Raw genomic sequence first — 16556 nt, 5'->3', positions numbered from 1 at the left:
CATATGTCAAGACCCCTTCATCACCGAGTACACGAACTCACCCGAAAGCTCGACGTCAGAGGCCTGCCGCTGCGGAGAGCAACAATTAGGTCACAGCTGTGCAACCCCCGGCGCCCTCCGGGCGACCGTCCGGAGGGGTTACCCGACCACCGTGAGGGCATGCATGACCGACGAAATCTCCACGCTGGTACGCGAGCCGATCAGATCTCCGTCGCATTGCACTTGGACGGGAGTTTCGCTTGTGATGCGCAGTCCGGGAGCATTGTCACGGCGCAGCAGTTTGCGCCCCTTGGTCTCACCCTTTTGACTGATCGCCTGACGGAGATGGCGAACCACGGTCGGTAGAGCGAGGCTGTGCAGGGCGAACACGCCGAGCCCGCCGTCGAAGCCCGTGCCGCGGTTGAGGTGGATCGGCCGCGAGCCGAGGTAGGTCCACGGGTCGGTGTTGGACACGAAGACCAGCCGCAGGTCGGAAACCCGTTCCTCACCGGGGATCTCGACCGTCAGCCGGGGCTCGCCGTGTGCCGGTCTGAGGTATTGCGTCAGCGCGACCCGCAGGTACAGCGCGGGGCTCGCCTTCTTGCCCCGCTTGCGGTCCACCTCGGCCACGACGTCGGCGTCCCAGCCGACCCCCGCGCTGAACGTGAACCAGCGGGGCGCCTCGCCCGGCGCACCCGGCTCGACACGGCCGAGCCCGACCCGCCGCTTGCGTCTGTCCTCCAGCGCGTGCAGCAGTTGGTGCGTCGCCTCGACCGGGTCGCGCGGCACGCCGAGGGAGCGCGCGAACACGTTCGCCGACCCGCCCGGCACGATGCCCAGCATCGGCACCGAGCTGCTCGGCCCGCTCGCGAGCAGTCCGTTGACGACCTCGTTCACCGTGCCGTCGCCACCGTGCGCGACCACCAGGTCGGCGCCGTCCACCATCGCCTGCGCGGCGGCGGCCATCGCGTGGCCCCGGTAGTCGGTCTCGATGACGTCGAGTTTGACCTCGCTGGCCAGTGCGTGCGCGAGCACGTCCCGGCCGGCCGCGGTGGTCGCGGTCGCCTTCGGGTTCACTACCAGCACGGCACGCACACCGGCAGCGTAGCTACGATTCGGGACGTTCGTAGGATCTCGCGGGGAAGGCCACACAGTGCGACTCGACGCCGACGCCCCAAGGACCGTCCGGATCGCCGGGGCCGTCATCGGGCTGCAGGGCCTCGTCGGGCTCGTGTTCGCGGTCGTCCTCGCGTTCGCGCCGGGCACTCTCACCAGCAAGGACCGCTTCGGCGAGGCCGGGTTCTTCGCGTTGATGGCCGCCGCGGTCATCGGCTTCGGGGTGGCGCTCGTGCTCGGCAGGCGCGGTGCGCGAAGCCCCGCGGTGGTGGTCCAGCTCATCCTGATCGGCATCGCCGGGTACGTGACGGTCCCGTCCGGCCAGGCGGCCTACGGCATCCCGATCGCCATCGTCTGCATCGGCGTGCTGTATCTGCTGCTCAACCCCGCCGCACGTACCTGGGTGATGGGTCGCGAGGATCCCGACTAACGGCGGGTAGTGGATCTCACACGAACGCGTGACGCTGAAGAGGTCCTTGTTAACCCTGCTCCGTGACTCACAGTCACGGTATCGAGGTGATCAAATGCGTCTCAGTCGTGTCGGGGCGGCTCTGGCGGGTGTGGCACTGGCGTTGTTCCTGTCACCACAGGCCGGCGCCGACGAACCGGGCGGCACTGTCGGCCCGGCGATCATCGACGGCGGCAACGCGTCTTCCGGCCCGTGGGCAGCGCGTCTGTTCGTCGACGGCCAGGAGAACTGCTCCGCGACCATCATCGCGCCGACCTGGATCCTCACCGCGCAACACTGTGTCGCGGGGAGCGGCACCTACACGTTCCACATCGGCAGTCTCGACCAGACACAGGGCGAGTCGGCGACCGGCGTGTCCATCCACACGCATCCGTCGGCGGACCTGGCGCTGGTGGAGCTGGACCACGCGGTCTCGGCGACGTACTCGCCACTCGGCAGTCCAGGCGCGGTCGCGGTCGGCGACACCGTCCAGGTGTACGGCTGGGGCGCGACGTGCACGGACCGCCCGGAGATCGAGTGCCAGGCGCAGCTGCTGAAGGTCGCGAACGTCAGCGTCTCGTCGATCAGCTGCTCGGACTACATCGGCGGCACGGCGGTCTGCGCCAACCGCGTCGACGGCATCACCGCGGGCGGCGACTCGGGTGGCCCGATGTTCGCGACGGCGCCGGACGGCAGCTACGTGCAGATCGGCGTCGCGTCCACGAGCGACCGCCAGAGCTTCACGGCGTACGGCAACGTCACGGTGTACCGCGACTGGATCGCGAGCGTCGCGGGCGTGTGACCTTTCGGCAGGGGGACGCCGCGGCTCGCGGCGTCCCCTGCCGCTCAGGAACCCAGCCGCCGCAACGGCTCGTCGGTCAGCCGGAACAGCCGCCACTCGTCCTGGGGCACCGCGCCGATCGACTCGTAGAACTCGATGCTGGGCTTCAGCCACTCCAGCACCATCCACTCGAGGCGGGAGTACCCGCGCCGCACGCACTCCGCGGCCAGCTCGGTGAGCAAACCCTTGCCCAGGCCCGTTCCCCGGTGCTCCGGCAGGACGAACAGGTCCTCGAGGTAGATCCCGTGCGTGCCACGCCAGGTCGAGTAGTTGAGGAACCACAGGGCATAGCCGACGACCTCGTCGTCCACGGTGGCCACGTGGCCGAACAGGGCGGGTGAGGAGCGGAAGAGGGCGTCGTGCAGTGACTCGGCCGTCAGGTGGCACTCCTGGGGCGCCCGCTCGTGTGCGGCGAGCGCGTGGACCAGCTTGACCACGACGTCCACATCGGACGGACGGATGCGGCGGATCTCAGACATGGGGGAGTCCTCGCTCGGGCAGGGGCGGTACGTTCAGCCGACGGATCTGTGGCACCCCGCGCTCGTCGCCCAGTTCGGAGACGGCGGCGGCGTCGAGCGCGAAGCGCACGCCCTCGGTAGGGGGTAGTTCGAGCCAGGTGGCCACGAGCACGCGACCGAAGTGCCCGTGCCCGACGAGCACCACGTCGCCGTCGGCCAGTGCCTTCCTGGCGCGGGCGAGAACCCGCTGGGCCCGTGCGCCGACCTGTTCGGCGGTCTCACCGCCGGGACAGGGGTGCGTCCACACGGTCCAGTCCGGGATGGTCTCGCGGATCTGCGGGGTGGTGAGGCCCTCGCACTCGCCGTAGTCCCACTCGGCGAGGTCCTCGGTCACGTCGGTGACGGAGAGCCCCGCCAGCTCGGCCGTCCTCGTCGCACGGCTGCGGGGCGAGGACATGACGAGCGCCAGCGGCTCGTCCCCGCGCAGCCCGGCGAGCATGCGCCCGGCGTCGGCCGCTCGCCGCTCCCCGTTGGCCGTGAGGGGGATGTCGGTTCTGCCGGTGTGCTGCCCGCTGAGTGACCACTCGGTCTCACCGTGGCGAAGCAGGTACAGGTGCCCAGACATGACTCGGATTGTGCCGGTCCCGGGCGCGGCACGGGTGACGGCAGGCCCCCTTGACGCGGCTAACGCCGTTAGCTTAGAGTCGGGCTAACAGCGTTAGCCACGACGAAAGGAGTCCGGAAATGCGCAGGATCAGCGTCACCACCGAGATCGAGGCCCCGGTCGAGGCCGTGTGGGCCGAACTGACCGCGACCGAGGCGTTCCCGACGTGGAACCCGTTCATCCAGTCCCTGACCGGCAGGCTCGCGGTCGGCGAGAAGCTGGTCGCCCGCATCGCGCCCCCGGACGGCAAGGCGATGACGTTCCGCCCGACGGTGACGGTGTGCGAGAAGGGGCGGCGCCTGGAGTGGCTGGGCCGCGTGGTGCTGCCGGGCGTGTTCGACGGTCGCCACTCGTTCACGCTGGAGCCGTTCGAAGGTGGTACCCGGCTGACCCAGTCGGAGACGTTCACGGGCATCCTGGTCCCCCTGCTCGCGTCGACGCTGACCAGGACGGAGGAGGGCTTCCGCAGGATGAACGAGGCACTGCGCGCGAGGGTGGTGGCGTGACCCGCAGGGAGGAGATCCTCGACGTGGCGGAGTCGCTGCTGGAGCGGGAGGGCCCCGACTCGCTGACGATGCGCCGCGTGGCGGAGGCGATGGGCATTCGGGCGCCGTCGCTGTACAAGCACATCGCCAACAAGGAGGACATCGAGGCGGGGCTGCAGGAACGCGCCTTGCGTGGCCTGACCGGGACGCTGTCCTCGGCCGGTACCGACCTGATGGCGATCACGGCTGCCTACCGGCGTTGGGCGCTGGCCCGGCCGGCCCTGTACGAGCTGGCCACGCGCCGCCCTCTGCGCCGGGACGTCATCCCGCCCGAGGTGGAAGCCGCGGCGGCAGCCCCGATAGTGGCCGCGGCGGGCGGTGACGAGCACCGGGCCAGGGCGTTGTGGGCGCTGGCCCACGGCCTGGTGGACCTGGAGCTGGCAGGCAGGTTTCCCCCTGACGCGGACCTGGACCAGACCTGGCGAGCGGCGCTGACCCCATTCCTGTGAGCGTCACTGTCCGAGCTTGGTCCAGGACTCCATCGTCGCCACCGCGACCTGGATCGAGTTCACCCCGAGCCGGAGCGGACGCAGCGCCTTGCGCAGCGGGGCGCTCAGCACCTCCACAGGCTGGATCTGCTTGACGAAATCAGCCATCACGTCCATCACGTTCTGAATCTCGGAGAACTGTTTTTCCAGTCCGTCGAGATCGCGTTTCATGGTCTGCTTCATATCATCCGACCCGAACTCCATGATGAGCGCGTGGTACTGGCGCAGGTCGGCATCCACCGCGCTGATGGTGGTTTCCATCTGACCGCCGGCACGCTGAATATTTATGGTGACTTCCTCGATGTCCCGTGCGACCTCCGCGGCCACAGCGGTCGTCACGTCGCGGGGCGCGTTGTTCAAGCGTTGTGTGCTGCCTTGGAAGACGGTCAGTAGGTTCCCCAGGCTCCCGACGGCCTCGTTGGCAGACGTCTCGAAACTCGATATCCCCGCTTGCACGCGGAGATTGAGTTCGTAGAGGCCGAGATGGTTGTCCTCGCCTGCTGAGGAGACGCTCCCGTTCTGCGCGATGTCGACCAGCGACGCCGCACCGCGATCCTGGATGATCTTCTCGGCACCCTCGACCGCGGCAACGAGCCGCGCCGCGATGTCGAGCATCGTCGTGCGCCACTCCCGGGTCTTCGGACCGGAGATAACGGCGTCCTGGATGTCGAGGTGCTGGAGTTTCTCCACCATGCGGATCAGCGCGTCGTCGCTCTCACTCGTGATCCGGTCCTTGCCGAACGCGACGAGCGGGAGCAGCAGCTCGGTGACGCCGAGGTTCTTGGCCGCAGCGTGGAACGCCTGCAACTCGGCCCGACAGGCTTCGCGCGCGAAGAACTGAAGGCTGACGACCGGGATGAAGACCGTGGCGTTGTTGAGACTGTCGGCGATCCTGTCGCGCCAGTCGTCACCCCAGCCAATCGACTCACGGTCGAGGAACACCTCGAGTTTGCGCCCACACTGGGAGAAACAGTTGTGCTCGAGGGTCGTCTTGAGGGCGTGGATGAACTCGTATTCCTCGTCATCCGCTCGCGCGTAGCTCAGGAAGCAGCGAATGGGGAGCTGAGTGGACATGGATTCGTCGATCGACACAAGCGACGAACCTAATGCACCTGCACCCGATTTCGAACGTCTGACCAGTTCTTGTCCTTGAGCTGTCCCGTTCCGGCCGCCCGGTTGACGAGGCAATTATTGCTCAATGAGTGCCTTCGTTGCCGAGGGCGAGGATCTTGCTCGCGACTTCCGACGGGAACAGCGTCGACCAGCCGATCTCTCCAGGTAGTGGTTCCATCTCCGCGATGGGAGACGGCTCGGGTTGCCAGTCGTCAGACGCGACTCCGGGAACGCAGTCGAGGAGCTGTGCGAATATCTGGGAATCCGGAACGCCTTCGGCGATGATCGCCAGGTATGCCTCATGGCCACTGTCTGCCCGTACAAGCGCCTTGACGCGATGTGTTCGAAACTGGGCCACGGCCACGCGGCCAGTCCCGAGAGATGTGCAGATGAGCCTGATTATCATCCGCTTCATCGCAGTTCGCCACGCAACCGCCAGCTCCGCATCGAGTCGGTTTCGGTCCCAGGTGGTCGGAAGGAGGCGAGCGGTCGATACGGTTCTGCCAGTGCACTCACGCCTGATCGATTCGTAGAAGTCACGCTGTGGGCTGTCGGCCTGACGGTGTCCCGCTGCCGCGACCCACCATCCGCCAATGCACCAAGAATGTTTTTCCAGAAGATCGTTGCGGGTTATCTGCGTGGCGATTGCGCGTTGATCGCTCGTCTTGACCTTGAACCAGATTCTGTCGCTGAGGGACAGGACTCGTTGCGCTCCGCCGGCATCCCGCTGCTCAGGAACCGCCTGGGCGGCGGCGATGATGGGGTTGTCGATCTCATCGAGCCGATGGCCCAAGTCCGGGACTGCTACATCGAGATCGTCGAGGCAGCGTCTGGTTGGGCGTACGCCGTCGGGGCCGGTCACGGTCCACCATGCTAGAGAACATTCTGACGACAGCATTCAGCGGACACGCATAATGCTACTTCGGGACGCCGCCTAGTTCTTGGAGTTCGTCAGCGCTCAGTCCGGTCATCAATGAGACGGCAGTGACGTCGGAGCCGTTGAGTTGACCAAGTGCGGCCTTGATGCCGGCGTTGATTTCGTCACGATGTGCGTCGATGTACTCACGTACGGCCGCGTCGACGATGTCCTTCTTCGAACGCGACATGAAATGAGCCGCGTGAGACACGAGAGCATCAGTCGCGGCGTCTACCTTGATGGGCGCGGTGGCGGCAGGCATGACCGAAACCCTTCCCTGGACGATGTGAGCAGGTCGAGCAGGTACCATGGTACCAGTGGCTACCGGTCGCACCCCAATGAAAACGACGCCAACCTACGGAAGAGTTTCCGCTGGTCAGCGTCGTTCAGTGGTGCGACCTCAGCCCTGCTTGGTCTCCCAGAAGATCTTGTCGATCTCAACCACTCAGGGGCCTGAACTGGGGTTATGCCTTGGGCGGGTCGTTCTGGGCCGCGTCTGGGTCGCCTCAGAGGGGCCTTTGCCGATCTCATCCGACGGTGTCTGGGCTCTTCGTCCGGTACCACCCGGCGCCGCTCGCACAGGTCGGGTAGAGCAACTGCCTTAAGCTGGCGCCTGCCGTCTCCTGGAGACTCAGCCCTCGGGATCACTTGCCCAATCGTCCTCAGCGGCAGATCCTGCCTGCTGCAGTGTCTGCGCCATGGAGATACACGACTCGATATGAGAGTCGAGCGTCTCAAGGGCGGCTTCTCCTAGGGCGTCAATAAATGCTGCAGTCTCTGTTAGATACGACCGAACAATATGGTTGGAAACCGCAGTGTGGGCGACTTGATTGCGAGACCTAACTAGCTCATCTAACTTATCTTTGCAGAATGTCTGAATAACCGGCTCGTGCCATCTCTTTACGAAACTAGCCTGCAAAGCATTCCATGCACTCTTTCTGCCAACTGCAGAGAACATATTTGATACTGTTTCGGAATTTGGGTTGCTCTTCGTGGAAGAAAGTGCTCGTGGTGAGAATCCTCCCGCACCTACCGTTCTGGCGATCATGATAGATGTGGGGATGCGTTCTGGACGCTTCTGTTGGTTTCCCACATCGCCCTTGTGCGCGTATTCAAGCGAGTTGAATACAGCGGAAACGCGAAGAGAATCATTGTAATTGGCGAGCGGTATCTTAGCTTGCACGATTCGATCGAGCTGTTCCTCGAACAACGTTTGGAGAAAACCTTCAAAGCAGGCGAGTGTCAGTACGACAACAGAGCCGCGAAGGCCATCAGAGGCTGCGCGCTGCTCCGGGGCTGGCGGGTCCTGTAGCTTGTCCTCGAGTGCAATCAGGGCGTGGACCGCGTCCAGTGAACTCTTGAAGTCATCAATCGCTGTCACTTCTCCTTTAGAACCTCTCCGATCATATCGTGAATCGTAGAAATCCTTTCACGAAAGAACGAGGGTGTGTTGGTTCCAGCGTCGACTGCTTTGCGAAACTTAGCTTCTTCGAAGAGGGCCTTGAGGCGTTCTATCAAGATCGCTTGGTGTGCGCGTAGTGCGTCTTCCTCGTATGCGTCAGCGCTGAAGATTTCAGCATCGAAAGCCGCGGCCAGAACCTGTTGCCGCCAGGACCGCTTATCTGGCTGCCATCGGCGGAATGCGAACTCGCCGAATGCGGCAGTTGCTTTTCGAACGGCGCTACGGAATTTTTCCCGCAGCTCATCTACCTCGTCTTTGTGCATCGAATGGTTGCTCTCCATATACTGGTCCATTCGACGCCCCATTCCGCCGCTGAACGTACTCCAAACATCATGAAAAGTCAGATATCGTAGGACGAACTCTGCATCGCGCATCTCTTGATAAATGGCCGAGTTGTTGCGATCAATTATTCCGAGGGCTGAGTGAAATTCAGACGTCGTGGATTCCTGTAGAATCATGTTGTTGAGATCGCCTGGCCAGGCACTATTGCGAATCTCCTGTGGATTAAGTCGCATGCCGCCGGTGTTCAGACGGTTAAACACTTCAAACTTGATGTCTGAGTCGGATTGTCGAAGGATGATGAGTGCGCGGATGTTAGCTCGAGTCTCGAGCACTGTCTGAAGGGTAGAGGGCAAGTCATCGAACGTTTTATGGTTCAACTCGCCGAATACATCCAAGCCAGTCAATGCGTATCGCCCTAGGAGAAACTCGTGAATGGCGGTAAGGCGCTGCTTGCCGTCGATTACCGAATATTTCCCGTATTCATCTTCATTGAGAAATATAGGTGGCACAGGAACATTCATAAGGAACGATTCGATTAGCGCCGACTTCCGCTTCACGTCCCAGCGGTTTCGTCGCTGATACTTAGGCGAAAGATCAATTTGCTTTGCTTTAATTAGGCTCGAAATGGAGCTGAGATTGTAGTCCACGGCACTCGTGAGCAGGGACCGTTGCTTCTGTTCCCAGAAACTGACAGAGCTAGGGGCGTCTTCTTCGTCAAGAACCGCTTCTGGCTCCTCAACGTCGCGACTGTCCGTGTGCCAGTCGTCAAATTCGTCCTCTGGCTGAGTCATCTCTGGACCTCCGAAAGCTTGCGTGTGCTGCCAACGTAGTCGATGCCCTCGTCAGGCGGGCAGATCTTTGGGATGGCTCGGAACGTGTCCACCTCGACGACTGCTCAGAGGGCTACCGCACGACCGCCTGCAGGTAACTGCATATTTGCCTGCCAGCGTGTGTCGAAGGGCTTGCTCGCAGACGACCGCGCGGTCCGACTGAGCAAAGGTCGATGGGCCGATCCTGGGTCTCGAGGAGCCAGAACCGGCCCTGACCAGCGGTCACTCTGCTTTCTGAGCAGCCTGTGTTGTGTCCGGGCTATCCGAGGCGGTGTCAGGGCGCCGGCTGTAGAGGTCGCCGATCACGTTCTTGGTCCGGTCGGAGCTGCTCGGCATGAGGTGCGTGTAGATCTTGAGAGTAAACGACGGGTCGGCGTGTCCCAGCCACTCGGCCACGGCCTTGATCGACTCGCCCTGGTCGAGCAGCACCGAGGCGAAGAAGTGACGTAGCTCATGCATGCCGTTCTCGTACCGGCCGTACGGCACCCCGGTCGCCTTGAGCGCGACCTTCCAGTAGTTCCGATTGAAGTCGTTCGCCGCCACGACCAGGCCACGCGCCGAGGTGACGATGAGTCGGGCCGTGGTCGGCTTCCCGTCCGGCTTGTCCCAGGGAAGTGTGATCTCCTTCGGCGGGTACCTCCGGATGTGCTCAGCGAGCGCCAGCTTGACCGGTTCGGACAGCGGTACGTCACGCGTCTTGTCGTACTTGGGCAGCGCGAATACATGCTTGTATCGGACTGTCTTGACCTGTCGCCGGACATGCACGACGCCCCGCAGGAAGTCCACGTCCTCCACGGCCAGGCCGAAGCACTCACCCTGGCGCAGCCCGATCCCGGCAGCCAGGTCGACGATCACGTGGAACCGGTCCTTGAGCTGCTGCTGGACGGTCCACACCCGCTCCTCCGCCCATGGAATGATCTTCTTCTGTGTCGCCTTGGGTTTCTTGACGGACTTCCCGCGGCACGGGTGCTTGACGATGAGCCCGTCTTCCATTGCGGCCGTGAACATCGCCGACACGTTGCCGAAAAGCGTGTGCCGGTATCGGTCGGACAGGCTGTCTTCTCGGAGCATCCGGTCCCAGTTTCGAATTACTGAAGGTTTGACCGCAGCGAGTTCCGTCTTGCCCATGTAGGGGATCACGCGTTTTCGAAACCGCATCTCCATGTTTTGCAACGACAGTTCGTCGACATCGAGGTCGGCGAGCCAGCTCTTCGCGAACGTGGCTACGGTGATCTTGCCGGCCTTCGGGTCGACGTACATGCCACGTGCCAGATCAACTTCCTGCTGTGCCTTCCAGGCCCGTGCTGCCTTGAGCTGACCATCTGGGAACGACTTCGAACGTTCCTCGCCGTCTGGGGCGAGCCAACGCACCTTGTAGCGCAGGCCCTTGCCGTGCTGACTCGTCTGAATCCGCTTGGTCTTCTTCGGGTTCACCGGATCGGGAACCTGCTTGTACCAGCGGTCTTGGATGTGTGCCATGGGCAGACCTCTCCTCAGTCTCGAATTGCAGAAAGCTCAGGCGGCTATGTCTTGATCAAGCCATTCCCGTACCTTCGCGGGGTCATAGCGAAGATGTTTTCCGATCTTGCGCGCTGGCGGACCGTAGTTCTTGGTCCGCCAGCCCCGAATTGTTTGGACGGGGATGCCGAGATATTCGGACAGCTCCTCAACGCCCCACAGGCGTTCGAACTCACTCATGCGGCATCCACCCACCGATCTGCCGAAAGATCTGGCGATGGTTCGTTGGCCGGGAGTAGGGCGCGGTCGTACTCGGCTCTCCACCGGATACGTTCGGCGATGGCGTGCATGAGCAGGTGGTCGCGTGGTGGCTGGTTTGGATCGCCGGGCTGGACCTTGTGCCAGACCAGCCGTGACCGGTCCGGTTCTGACTTGGTGATCCCGACAGCCGCCAGGGACTCCAGGACGAATGCCTTCCGGTCGGCGCGGTGGTCGGCAAGGGTCTTGCCGGACCACTTCCGGGACACGAGCACTCGCCGGCCGGGTAGGCCGAGGGTGGTTCGGCGGTGGGCACGTCCCTTGCAGTGGCCAGGGTGGGTCTTGCCGCCGGCGCCCATGGGCTCTATTCCGTACAGCAGCCAGACCGCACAGCGCGGTGAACACGGTGTCACTCGCAGCTCGTCATGCAACCGGTCGTGGTGAGCCCGCTGGCGATCACTGGCGGCCTCGATCACCTCACCCGTGGCCTTGGTGAGGTACTTCGTCAGGTAGCCGATGTGTCGGCCGGCTTCCTCGGAGCCGCCGAGGATGCCTTTGGAGTGCACCTGCCGCCCGAACGAGACGACGTGAGCCGGCTCGTCCAACTCATCGATCGCATCGGCCCAGGTCGTGAGCGGGCCACGGGTGGCAGGGTCGACGAACCGTTGGCCGTCCCACACCGGCAGCTGGTCGCCGTCGTAGACCAGCTCGTCGTGCTCCGGCCACCACACTTGGTGATAGGTGGCCGCCGCGACCTGCCGCAGCACCTCATGCGACACCGAGCCCCGGACGGCGGCGTGCAGATGCGGAGCACAACGACGCTGCGGCTCGACGGTGGCGAAGTACTGGACGTCCCAGCCAACGACGCGGCGGAGGTTCTGCCACCACCGATCGACCAGGGCCGCGAAGTGGACCGCGTCCCGAGCGGCCCGCCGGTAGTCGTACGACGCCGGGTCGACCGGTGTCCCGTCATCGCGAATTCGCCCGTAGGTGTCGCAGGTCAGGGTGACGAACATGGACGGCCGGAACCGCCCGGCGTACTCCCGGCCCACGGTCCGCTTCTCCACACGCCGCCGAGGCAGCTCAGGTGTGTCTTGCCGACGTTTCGTCGACCGCTTCGGTGGCCGTTTTCCCGGACCGTCCGGGCTGGGTAGCCGGCCGCGCATGCCGAGTTGCCGAAGTTCCTCGTCCACCGAGCGGATCTCGTCGCGCAGCTCGTCTGCGTCAGCCGCTCCGGTTCCCGCGGCTTGCTGGTAGGCAACCACCAGGTCAGCGCGTAGCTCGAGCAACGCCGTGTGGTCGGTCGTCGGTTCGTCCGGGGTGAAGTCCGGTTCGTCGGTCAGGTGCCACCCCTCGCGACACTGGACCATCCGCAGCGCACGGGCCTTCCGCGCGCACGGTCCACATTGCGACTCGATCGTTGAGCCGCAGGGCACGGCGACGTAGCGCAGTTCCCCGGTGTCGAGGTCACCGACCTCCATCGTGAACGGCCGTACGCACACGCCGTGTTGCTCTGCGGTCGCGGCGATGACGTCCGAGGCGAGGGGTTGTTTCATCCGCTCCGCGCGGGTGCCGGTATCCATCAGGCCACCTCCCGCTCGTGCTGGCGGTGCTCACGGAGGGCGGTGTGGAACAGGTACAGCTCGTCGATCGACACGCCGTCGGTCTCGTCGGGCGCGAGTGAGACCAGGCCGAGGCATTCGGAGAAGTGGCCGCCGCCGTAGACACGGACACGCGCACCTGTGGTGGTGCGGCCGCGAATCGAGATGTGCAGGCGGTCGCCATCGGTGCGCCACCACTTGGCGGTGACGTCAGAGAGCGTGTACGCCCACAGCAGCACGTTCCCGAGCTGAGTGACCAGGTTGGTCTGTCCTTCCGGCTGAATGGCGATCTCACGAGATCCGGCATCAAAGCCGAGCGAGACCGGCGCTGGCAGCACTCGACGGCGAACATGGGCACGGAACGCGGTCAGCAGCGACCCCGCGGCTGAGGTAGTGGTCAGGATGTTCGAAGGCATGGTTTTGGACATGGCAGAGGAAGACCTTTCGAGAGAGGGAATGTCAGGCGGCGCCGCTCGACGGATCGCGCCGAGGGGTCCGAAGTAGATGGACCGTTCCCGGCCCGGTGCGAACCCCGCCTGTGACAAAGGTTTCGAGTTGCTTGATCGTCTCGTCGGGCACCCATCCGCCCCGCACACGCAGGGGTTCGCGGATGCCTTCGCCGAACAGGTAGCCCACGCCGGGCTCTGACTCGCTGATGCGATTGGCCCACGCGCCCCGGTCGTATGCCTGGTCGCCGAGCACCATCCCCACGTGTGACTTCGTGGCGACCCGCAGACAGATCCGACGCGGGAACAGCTCCCGCACCGGGACGGTGTCCTTCGTGGGCTCCTGGACGTAGCCGCGCACCGTGCACGCCAACGCCCGCCCCTGCGTCGTCAGCAGTGCGACGCGGTCGGTGATCGCTTCCCGTAGCTTGCGGTCACCGATGTAGCGGATCAACGCTCCGATCTCGTCGAACTCCACGATCTCCAACGGGAACTCCCGGGAGATCGGCACCGACCGCAACCGGCCAGCGAACTCCGTCTTCCTCTTCTCCATCTCTGTGATCACGTCATCGAGCAGTGCGAGCGCGTCCTTACCGTTCACGGCGTAGCGGTGGAAGATCCCGCGCCCGTAGGCCAGTTCCATCCCCTTCGGATCGATCCCCGACACCCGCACCAGACCGTCTCGGATAGCCGGCGCGATCGACACCAGCGGACACCACATCTGCGCGCCCTTACCCGCACCAGTGACCCCGGCCAGCAGAGTGTGTGAGCCGACAAGTGATTGGTGCCAGTCGGTTCCGTAGTCGGTTCGGCCGCTCCACACCGTGGTCAGATCCACATCTGAGCCAGGAACGTCGACCAGGCCGTCGAGGTCTCGGCAGGCCACGGTGTCGGCCAGGAGGTTGCGCCGCTGGAAGTCGATGGACACCACCCGAGGCGACAGCTCCCGTACCTGACACCGCCACACTCCGCGTGCGACGGCCAGCTCGCGCGCCTTCTCGTCGAAGTCCTCCGGCTTCTGGCCGGCGACCAGGCGCACACGCACCTCATCCCACGACGCACCCGAGCGCACCCGCAGCACACGCGGCACCTGATCCCCGCCGGCCCGAGCCCGCCGCCGTACCTTTCCCCGGCGCAGCGGGTTCACGACCAACACAACGCGCTGGTCCGCCTCCTGCACCGTCAGCCCGCACGCCCGCAGCCAGCCCGGTAGCCGGCGGGCATAGACCGTCCACCGCAGCCACCAGGACCGCAGCCACCGACCGACCCATTGCTCGTAGGACAGCTGGCCACGCCACCGCCACACGACCAGCCCCACACCGGCCGCCGAGGCGACGATCACGAGAGACAGCCAGCCCCACCACCACAGCCACAGTGCCGTGACGGTCACGCCGGCAGTAGTGCGCGGATGGGTCACCGCGGACTTGATCATGAAGAACACGGCCTTGCCCGCCCACCACAGTGCGATCACTACGGTGGCCAACGTCGCCAGGGCCTCGAACAGCGCCGTCAGACCGCGCCCGATCTTGCGTAGCGCCGACACCGCGACCACCAGGCCGCCGCCGACCACCAGCAACGTCATGAGCGTGTGCGCGTTCATCACCGCTCACCACGCTTTGGCCGTGGCACGTACGCCAACGGCAGCATCCCGATGCAGCGGTCACACAGAGCCTCACCCGGCCACAACCGAGCGAACCGCTTGCACTTGCCGCAACGATCTCGTCGAGTCGCCCCATCTGGCGGGACGACCACAGAACGGTCTACCCTGTTCACTGTCTACCTCCGGGTGGACAGCGCAGGAGCGGAAATGGTTGCCAGACCTGGGATTCCGCTTCTGCGCCTACGGGATCAGCGCGCCGCACATGGACGTGCGCCATCGCCACACGACCCCGCGTGTGTTTTATCTACTGAGGACTTCAGCTACTGTGGAAGGCCTGCCAGTTTCCGTTCGTCTGCGCAGCCATCGGGCGCGAATCGTGCGAGATAGTCAGCCAGTTCCCTTGGGCTGCAACCGATGAACCTTGCGAGGTTGCGTACCACCGCCGGCTCGACCTCGACAATCCCGTTGGGGTGCTCGTTGAGTGTGTTCCGCGCCCACTGCGCGAGCGGCCGGAAGGTGACCCGGGTGTCAACGAGCAGAGCAAGGAGATCCACCGTGAGCGTCAGGTGCTCCACGAGAACACGTGCCCGCTGGAGCCCCCGAGCGAACAGGATGGGCGCCTCAACCTCCAGCGCCCAACTCAACTCGGCGAACCGCATCAGCGTGAGCTGTCGAGTCCCGTGTTCGTAGGACAGCAGGGTCCGGTCACCGATACCCGACGGCAGCAGTCCGACGAACTGAGCCCTCGACAACCCACGAGCCTCACGCAAACGCCGCAGCTCCTCACCGACAGCCCTGTTGACCCTGCCGTCCGTCAACTCAGCCGGCAGAGCTGACGCGTTCACGCGCCATCACCCTGAGAGCTGAGCCGGTGCTCGATATCGAGCGCCTTGCGCATCTCCAGTCCTGCACACTGTGTCGCCTCGTGGCGGTGCCGGAGATCGATCTTGGCCGTGGCCGCATACACCTGCGCTCTGTGCCGGTAAAACGCCGCCCACTTCGAAGGATGCGCGTCTCGATTCGGACGGGTCCGCCATAGAACCTCGTGTGCGTCGGCCAAGGTCTGCGGTTCCTGATCAGCCGGCATCGGTCACACCACCGACCTGGTCGTTCCGTACCGCGACCGGGTACGCCGGCCGTCGCCTGCGACCGTCACCGGCAACCGCGGACTGCCGCCCGTGCCTGGCCCGTGCTGCCCAGTCCTGCGCCTGGTGCTCAAACGCCTGAGCGGCAGTGGTTACCGCAGCAGTCGACCACCACGAGAGGTCCGCCTCCCCAGCGATGTCCCGCCACGCCGCCGCGACCGCGTCTGAAGCATGTGCCATCTGCTCCGCCGCCGCAGCGTCCCCGGGAGTCGACGCGTCGACCAACGCGGACGCAGACTTGTACGCCTCGTACGCCGTCTCCCAGCGCCCAACCAAGTAGTCCGGCACCATCACAATCACAGCCCTTCCCGCGTTGTGACGGACGGGAGCCGACCGACCGCCACGCGTGGCAGACTCGATCAGCGTTCCCGTCTCGCCCCACCAGGCATTCATCTCGTGCCTCACGCGGCCTTGTTGGCGGACTCAGGAGCCTTCCGTGTGCCACCAGCCACGCCGGTAGCGCGGAACCCAGCCGCCCGGAACAGGTATGACTGGTACTTGAACTCGCCGCTACCCGCGACGCGCGGCTCAGCCGTCAGGCCCTCCAACTCGACCGGTCGCACGCCCGGCAGCACCTCGACCGTGGCCGGCACCGGCTGAACGTCAGCCAGGAAGGTCACCTCGAACGAGGCCCTCTTGGCGTTCGGCTCGTTCGGGTCGGTGACCGTCGCCTTCCACTGCCGCCTACCGGTCAGCTCGTCGACGCGCTGCCGCACGGGCCGGCCGGCAGCCCGGTCCTCCCGCGACTGGTATTCAGTGTCCGGCGCGACCTCACCCATCAACACAAGACCCTGCGGAAAAGCGTCCGCGAATTCGATTGGAAATCGATGTCCCCGAGAGATTGCCATCTCGATGTGTACCCTTCTCGTCCTGCCGCGCCATTCGGAGCGACTGAGTACACAATCG

At 64.7% G+C, this 16556-nt stretch carries 20 protein-coding genes; 4 read left to right on the top strand and 16 right to left on the bottom strand.

Annotated elements, in window-relative coordinates:
• Window positions 1-138: 138 nt before the first annotated feature.
• Window positions 139-1074 (bottom strand): diacylglycerol/lipid kinase family protein, encoded by a 936-nt coding sequence (locus tag CLV71_RS17650; protein ID WP_133903831.1) that lies wholly within the window; start codon window positions 1072-1074, stop codon window positions 139-141.
• 58 nt (window positions 1075-1132) lie between these two features.
• On the opposite strand from CLV71_RS17650, the gene CLV71_RS17645 reads away from it, so the two are divergent.
• On the top strand, window positions 1133-1525 hold the full coding sequence (locus CLV71_RS17645) for a hypothetical protein (protein ID WP_133903830.1): 393 nt from the start codon (window positions 1133-1135) through the stop codon (window positions 1523-1525).
• 94 nt (window positions 1526-1619) lie between these two features.
• Window positions 1620-2345, top strand: coding sequence for a S1 family peptidase (locus CLV71_RS17640; RefSeq protein WP_133903829.1), 726 nt, complete (start codon window positions 1620-1622; stop codon window positions 2343-2345).
• A gap of 44 nt (window positions 2346-2389) precedes the next feature.
• Here the strand turns inward: CLV71_RS17640 and CLV71_RS17635 are convergent, their stop codons facing one another.
• Together CLV71_RS17635 and CLV71_RS17630 are read right to left on the bottom strand one after the other, a co-directional pair.
• Window positions 2390-2863, bottom strand: a complete 474-nt coding sequence (locus CLV71_RS17635; protein WP_133903828.1) for a GNAT family N-acetyltransferase — start codon at window positions 2861-2863, stop codon at window positions 2390-2392.
• On the bottom strand, window positions 2856-3467 hold the full coding sequence (locus tag CLV71_RS17630) for an acid phosphatase (RefSeq protein WP_133903827.1): 612 nt from the start codon (window positions 3465-3467) through the stop codon (window positions 2856-2858). The genes CLV71_RS17635 and CLV71_RS17630 overlap by 8 nt, the downstream gene beginning before the upstream one ends.
• 119 nt (window positions 3468-3586) lie before the next feature.
• On the opposite strand from CLV71_RS17630, the gene CLV71_RS17625 reads away from it, so the two are divergent.
• Window positions 3587-4012, top strand: a complete 426-nt coding sequence (locus CLV71_RS17625) for an SRPBCC domain-containing protein (protein WP_133903826.1) — start codon at window positions 3587-3589, stop codon at window positions 4010-4012.
• Window positions 4009-4500, top strand: a complete 492-nt coding sequence (locus tag CLV71_RS17620) for a TetR/AcrR family transcriptional regulator (protein WP_133903825.1) — start codon at window positions 4009-4011, stop codon at window positions 4498-4500. Before CLV71_RS17625 ends, CLV71_RS17620 begins: the two co-directional genes overlap by 4 nt.
• Window positions 4501-4503: 3 nt before the next feature.
• Here CLV71_RS17620 and CLV71_RS17615 read toward each other — a convergent pair whose 3' ends face one another.
• From CLV71_RS17615 to CLV71_RS17555, 13 genes are all read right to left on the bottom strand, one after another.
• Window positions 4504-5631, bottom strand: a complete 1128-nt coding sequence (locus CLV71_RS17615; protein ID WP_133903824.1) for a toll/interleukin-1 receptor domain-containing protein — start codon at window positions 5629-5631, stop codon at window positions 4504-4506.
• A gap of 103 nt (window positions 5632-5734) precedes the next feature.
• Window positions 5735-6514 (bottom strand): hypothetical protein, encoded by a 780-nt coding sequence (locus tag CLV71_RS17610; RefSeq protein ID WP_208297594.1) that lies wholly within the window; start codon window positions 6512-6514, stop codon window positions 5735-5737.
• Between the two features lie 55 nt (window positions 6515-6569).
• Complete coding sequence (locus CLV71_RS17605; protein WP_133903822.1) at window positions 6570-6830, bottom strand: hypothetical protein; 261 nt, start codon at window positions 6828-6830, stop codon at window positions 6570-6572.
• 369 nt (window positions 6831-7199) lie between these two features.
• On the bottom strand, window positions 7200-7949 hold the full coding sequence (locus CLV71_RS17600) for a HEPN domain-containing protein (protein WP_133903821.1): 750 nt from the start codon (window positions 7947-7949) through the stop codon (window positions 7200-7202).
• Window positions 7946-9103: a DUF262 domain-containing protein gene (locus tag CLV71_RS17595; protein WP_133903820.1), complete on the bottom strand. Its 1158-nt coding sequence runs from the start codon at window positions 9101-9103 to the stop codon at window positions 7946-7948. Before CLV71_RS17595 ends, CLV71_RS17600 begins: the two co-directional genes overlap by 4 nt.
• Window positions 9104-9364: 261 nt before the next feature.
• Window positions 9365-10621: a tyrosine-type recombinase/integrase gene (locus tag CLV71_RS17590; protein WP_133903819.1), complete on the bottom strand. Its 1257-nt coding sequence runs from the start codon at window positions 10619-10621 to the stop codon at window positions 9365-9367.
• A 36-nt stretch (window positions 10622-10657) separates the two neighbouring features.
• On the bottom strand, window positions 10658-10840 hold the full coding sequence (locus CLV71_RS17585) for a helix-turn-helix transcriptional regulator (RefSeq protein WP_133903818.1): 183 nt from the start codon (window positions 10838-10840) through the stop codon (window positions 10658-10660).
• Complete coding sequence (locus tag CLV71_RS17580) at window positions 10837-12441, bottom strand: replication initiator (RefSeq protein ID WP_133903817.1); 1605 nt, start codon at window positions 12439-12441, stop codon at window positions 10837-10839. Before CLV71_RS17580 ends, CLV71_RS17585 begins: the two co-directional genes overlap by 4 nt.
• Entirely contained in the window at window positions 12441-12887 is a 447-nt protein-coding gene (locus CLV71_RS17575) for a hypothetical protein (protein WP_133903816.1), read from the bottom strand. The genes CLV71_RS17580 and CLV71_RS17575 overlap by 1 nt, the downstream gene beginning before the upstream one ends.
• A gap of 31 nt (window positions 12888-12918) precedes the next feature.
• On the bottom strand, window positions 12919-14505 hold the full coding sequence (locus tag CLV71_RS17570; protein WP_133903815.1) for an FtsK/SpoIIIE domain-containing protein: 1587 nt from the start codon (window positions 14503-14505) through the stop codon (window positions 12919-12921).
• A 320-nt stretch (window positions 14506-14825) separates the two neighbouring features.
• Entirely contained in the window at window positions 14826-15350 is a 525-nt protein-coding gene (locus tag CLV71_RS17565) for a helix-turn-helix domain-containing protein (RefSeq protein WP_133903814.1), read from the bottom strand.
• The gene (locus tag CLV71_RS17560) at window positions 15347-15592 is read right to left on the bottom strand and encodes an AMED_5909 family protein (protein ID WP_133903813.1); all 246 of its coding nucleotides are present in this window, start codon (window positions 15590-15592) and stop codon (window positions 15347-15349) included. The genes CLV71_RS17565 and CLV71_RS17560 overlap by 4 nt, the downstream gene beginning before the upstream one ends.
• 459 nt (window positions 15593-16051) lie before the next feature.
• Entirely contained in the window at window positions 16052-16498 is a 447-nt protein-coding gene (locus CLV71_RS17555) for a hypothetical protein (protein ID WP_133903812.1), read from the bottom strand.
• Window positions 16499-16556: the final 58 nt, after the last annotated feature.

Origin of the sequence: Actinophytocola oryzae (assembly GCF_004364325.1) — a bacterium.
GTDB classification, from domain to species: Bacteria; Actinomycetota; Actinomycetes; order Mycobacteriales; family Pseudonocardiaceae; genus Actinophytocola; species Actinophytocola oryzae.
The sequence above is the reverse complement of the archived record's forward strand: the minus strand, read 5'-3'. Positions and strand labels throughout refer to the sequence as shown.

Excerpts from the sequence above, each read along its gene's own strand:
- CLV71_RS17640 (WP_133903829.1), top strand. The coding sequence starts at position 1,620 with ATGCGTCTCAGTCGTGTCGGGGCGGCTCTGGCGGGTGTGGCACTGGCG.
- CLV71_RS17635 (WP_133903828.1), bottom strand. The coding sequence starts at position 2,863 with ATGTCTGAGATCCGCCGCATCCGTCCGTCCGATGTGGACGTCGTGGTC.
- CLV71_RS17630 (WP_133903827.1), bottom strand. The coding sequence starts at position 3,467 with ATGTCTGGGCACCTGTACCTGCTTCGCCACGGTGAGACCGAGTGGTCA.
- CLV71_RS17625 (WP_133903826.1), top strand. The coding sequence starts at position 3,587 with ATGCGCAGGATCAGCGTCACCACCGAGATCGAGGCCCCGGTCGAGGCC.
- CLV71_RS17605 (WP_133903822.1), bottom strand. The coding sequence starts at position 6,830 with ATGCCTGCCGCCACCGCGCCCATCAAGGTAGACGCCGCGACTGATGCT.
- CLV71_RS17595 (WP_133903820.1), bottom strand. The coding sequence starts at position 9,103 with ATGACTCAGCCAGAGGACGAATTTGACGACTGGCACACGGACAGTCGC.
- CLV71_RS17590 (WP_133903819.1), bottom strand. The coding sequence starts at position 10,621 with ATGGCACACATCCAAGACCGCTGGTACAAGCAGGTTCCCGATCCGGTG.
- CLV71_RS17585 (WP_133903818.1), bottom strand. The coding sequence starts at position 10,840 with ATGAGTGAGTTCGAACGCCTGTGGGGCGTTGAGGAGCTGTCCGAATAT.
- CLV71_RS17580 (WP_133903817.1), bottom strand. The coding sequence starts at position 12,441 with ATGGATACCGGCACCCGCGCGGAGCGGATGAAACAACCCCTCGCCTCG.
- CLV71_RS17575 (WP_133903816.1), bottom strand. The coding sequence starts at position 12,887 with ATGTCCAAAACCATGCCTTCGAACATCCTGACCACTACCTCAGCCGCG.
- CLV71_RS17570 (WP_133903815.1), bottom strand. The coding sequence starts at position 14,505 with ATGAACGCGCACACGCTCATGACGTTGCTGGTGGTCGGCGGCGGCCTG.
- CLV71_RS17560 (WP_133903813.1), bottom strand. The coding sequence starts at position 15,592 with ATGCCGGCTGATCAGGAACCGCAGACCTTGGCCGACGCACACGAGGTT.
- CLV71_RS17555 (WP_133903812.1), bottom strand. The coding sequence starts at position 16,498 with ATGGCAATCTCTCGGGGACATCGATTTCCAATCGAATTCGCGGACGCT.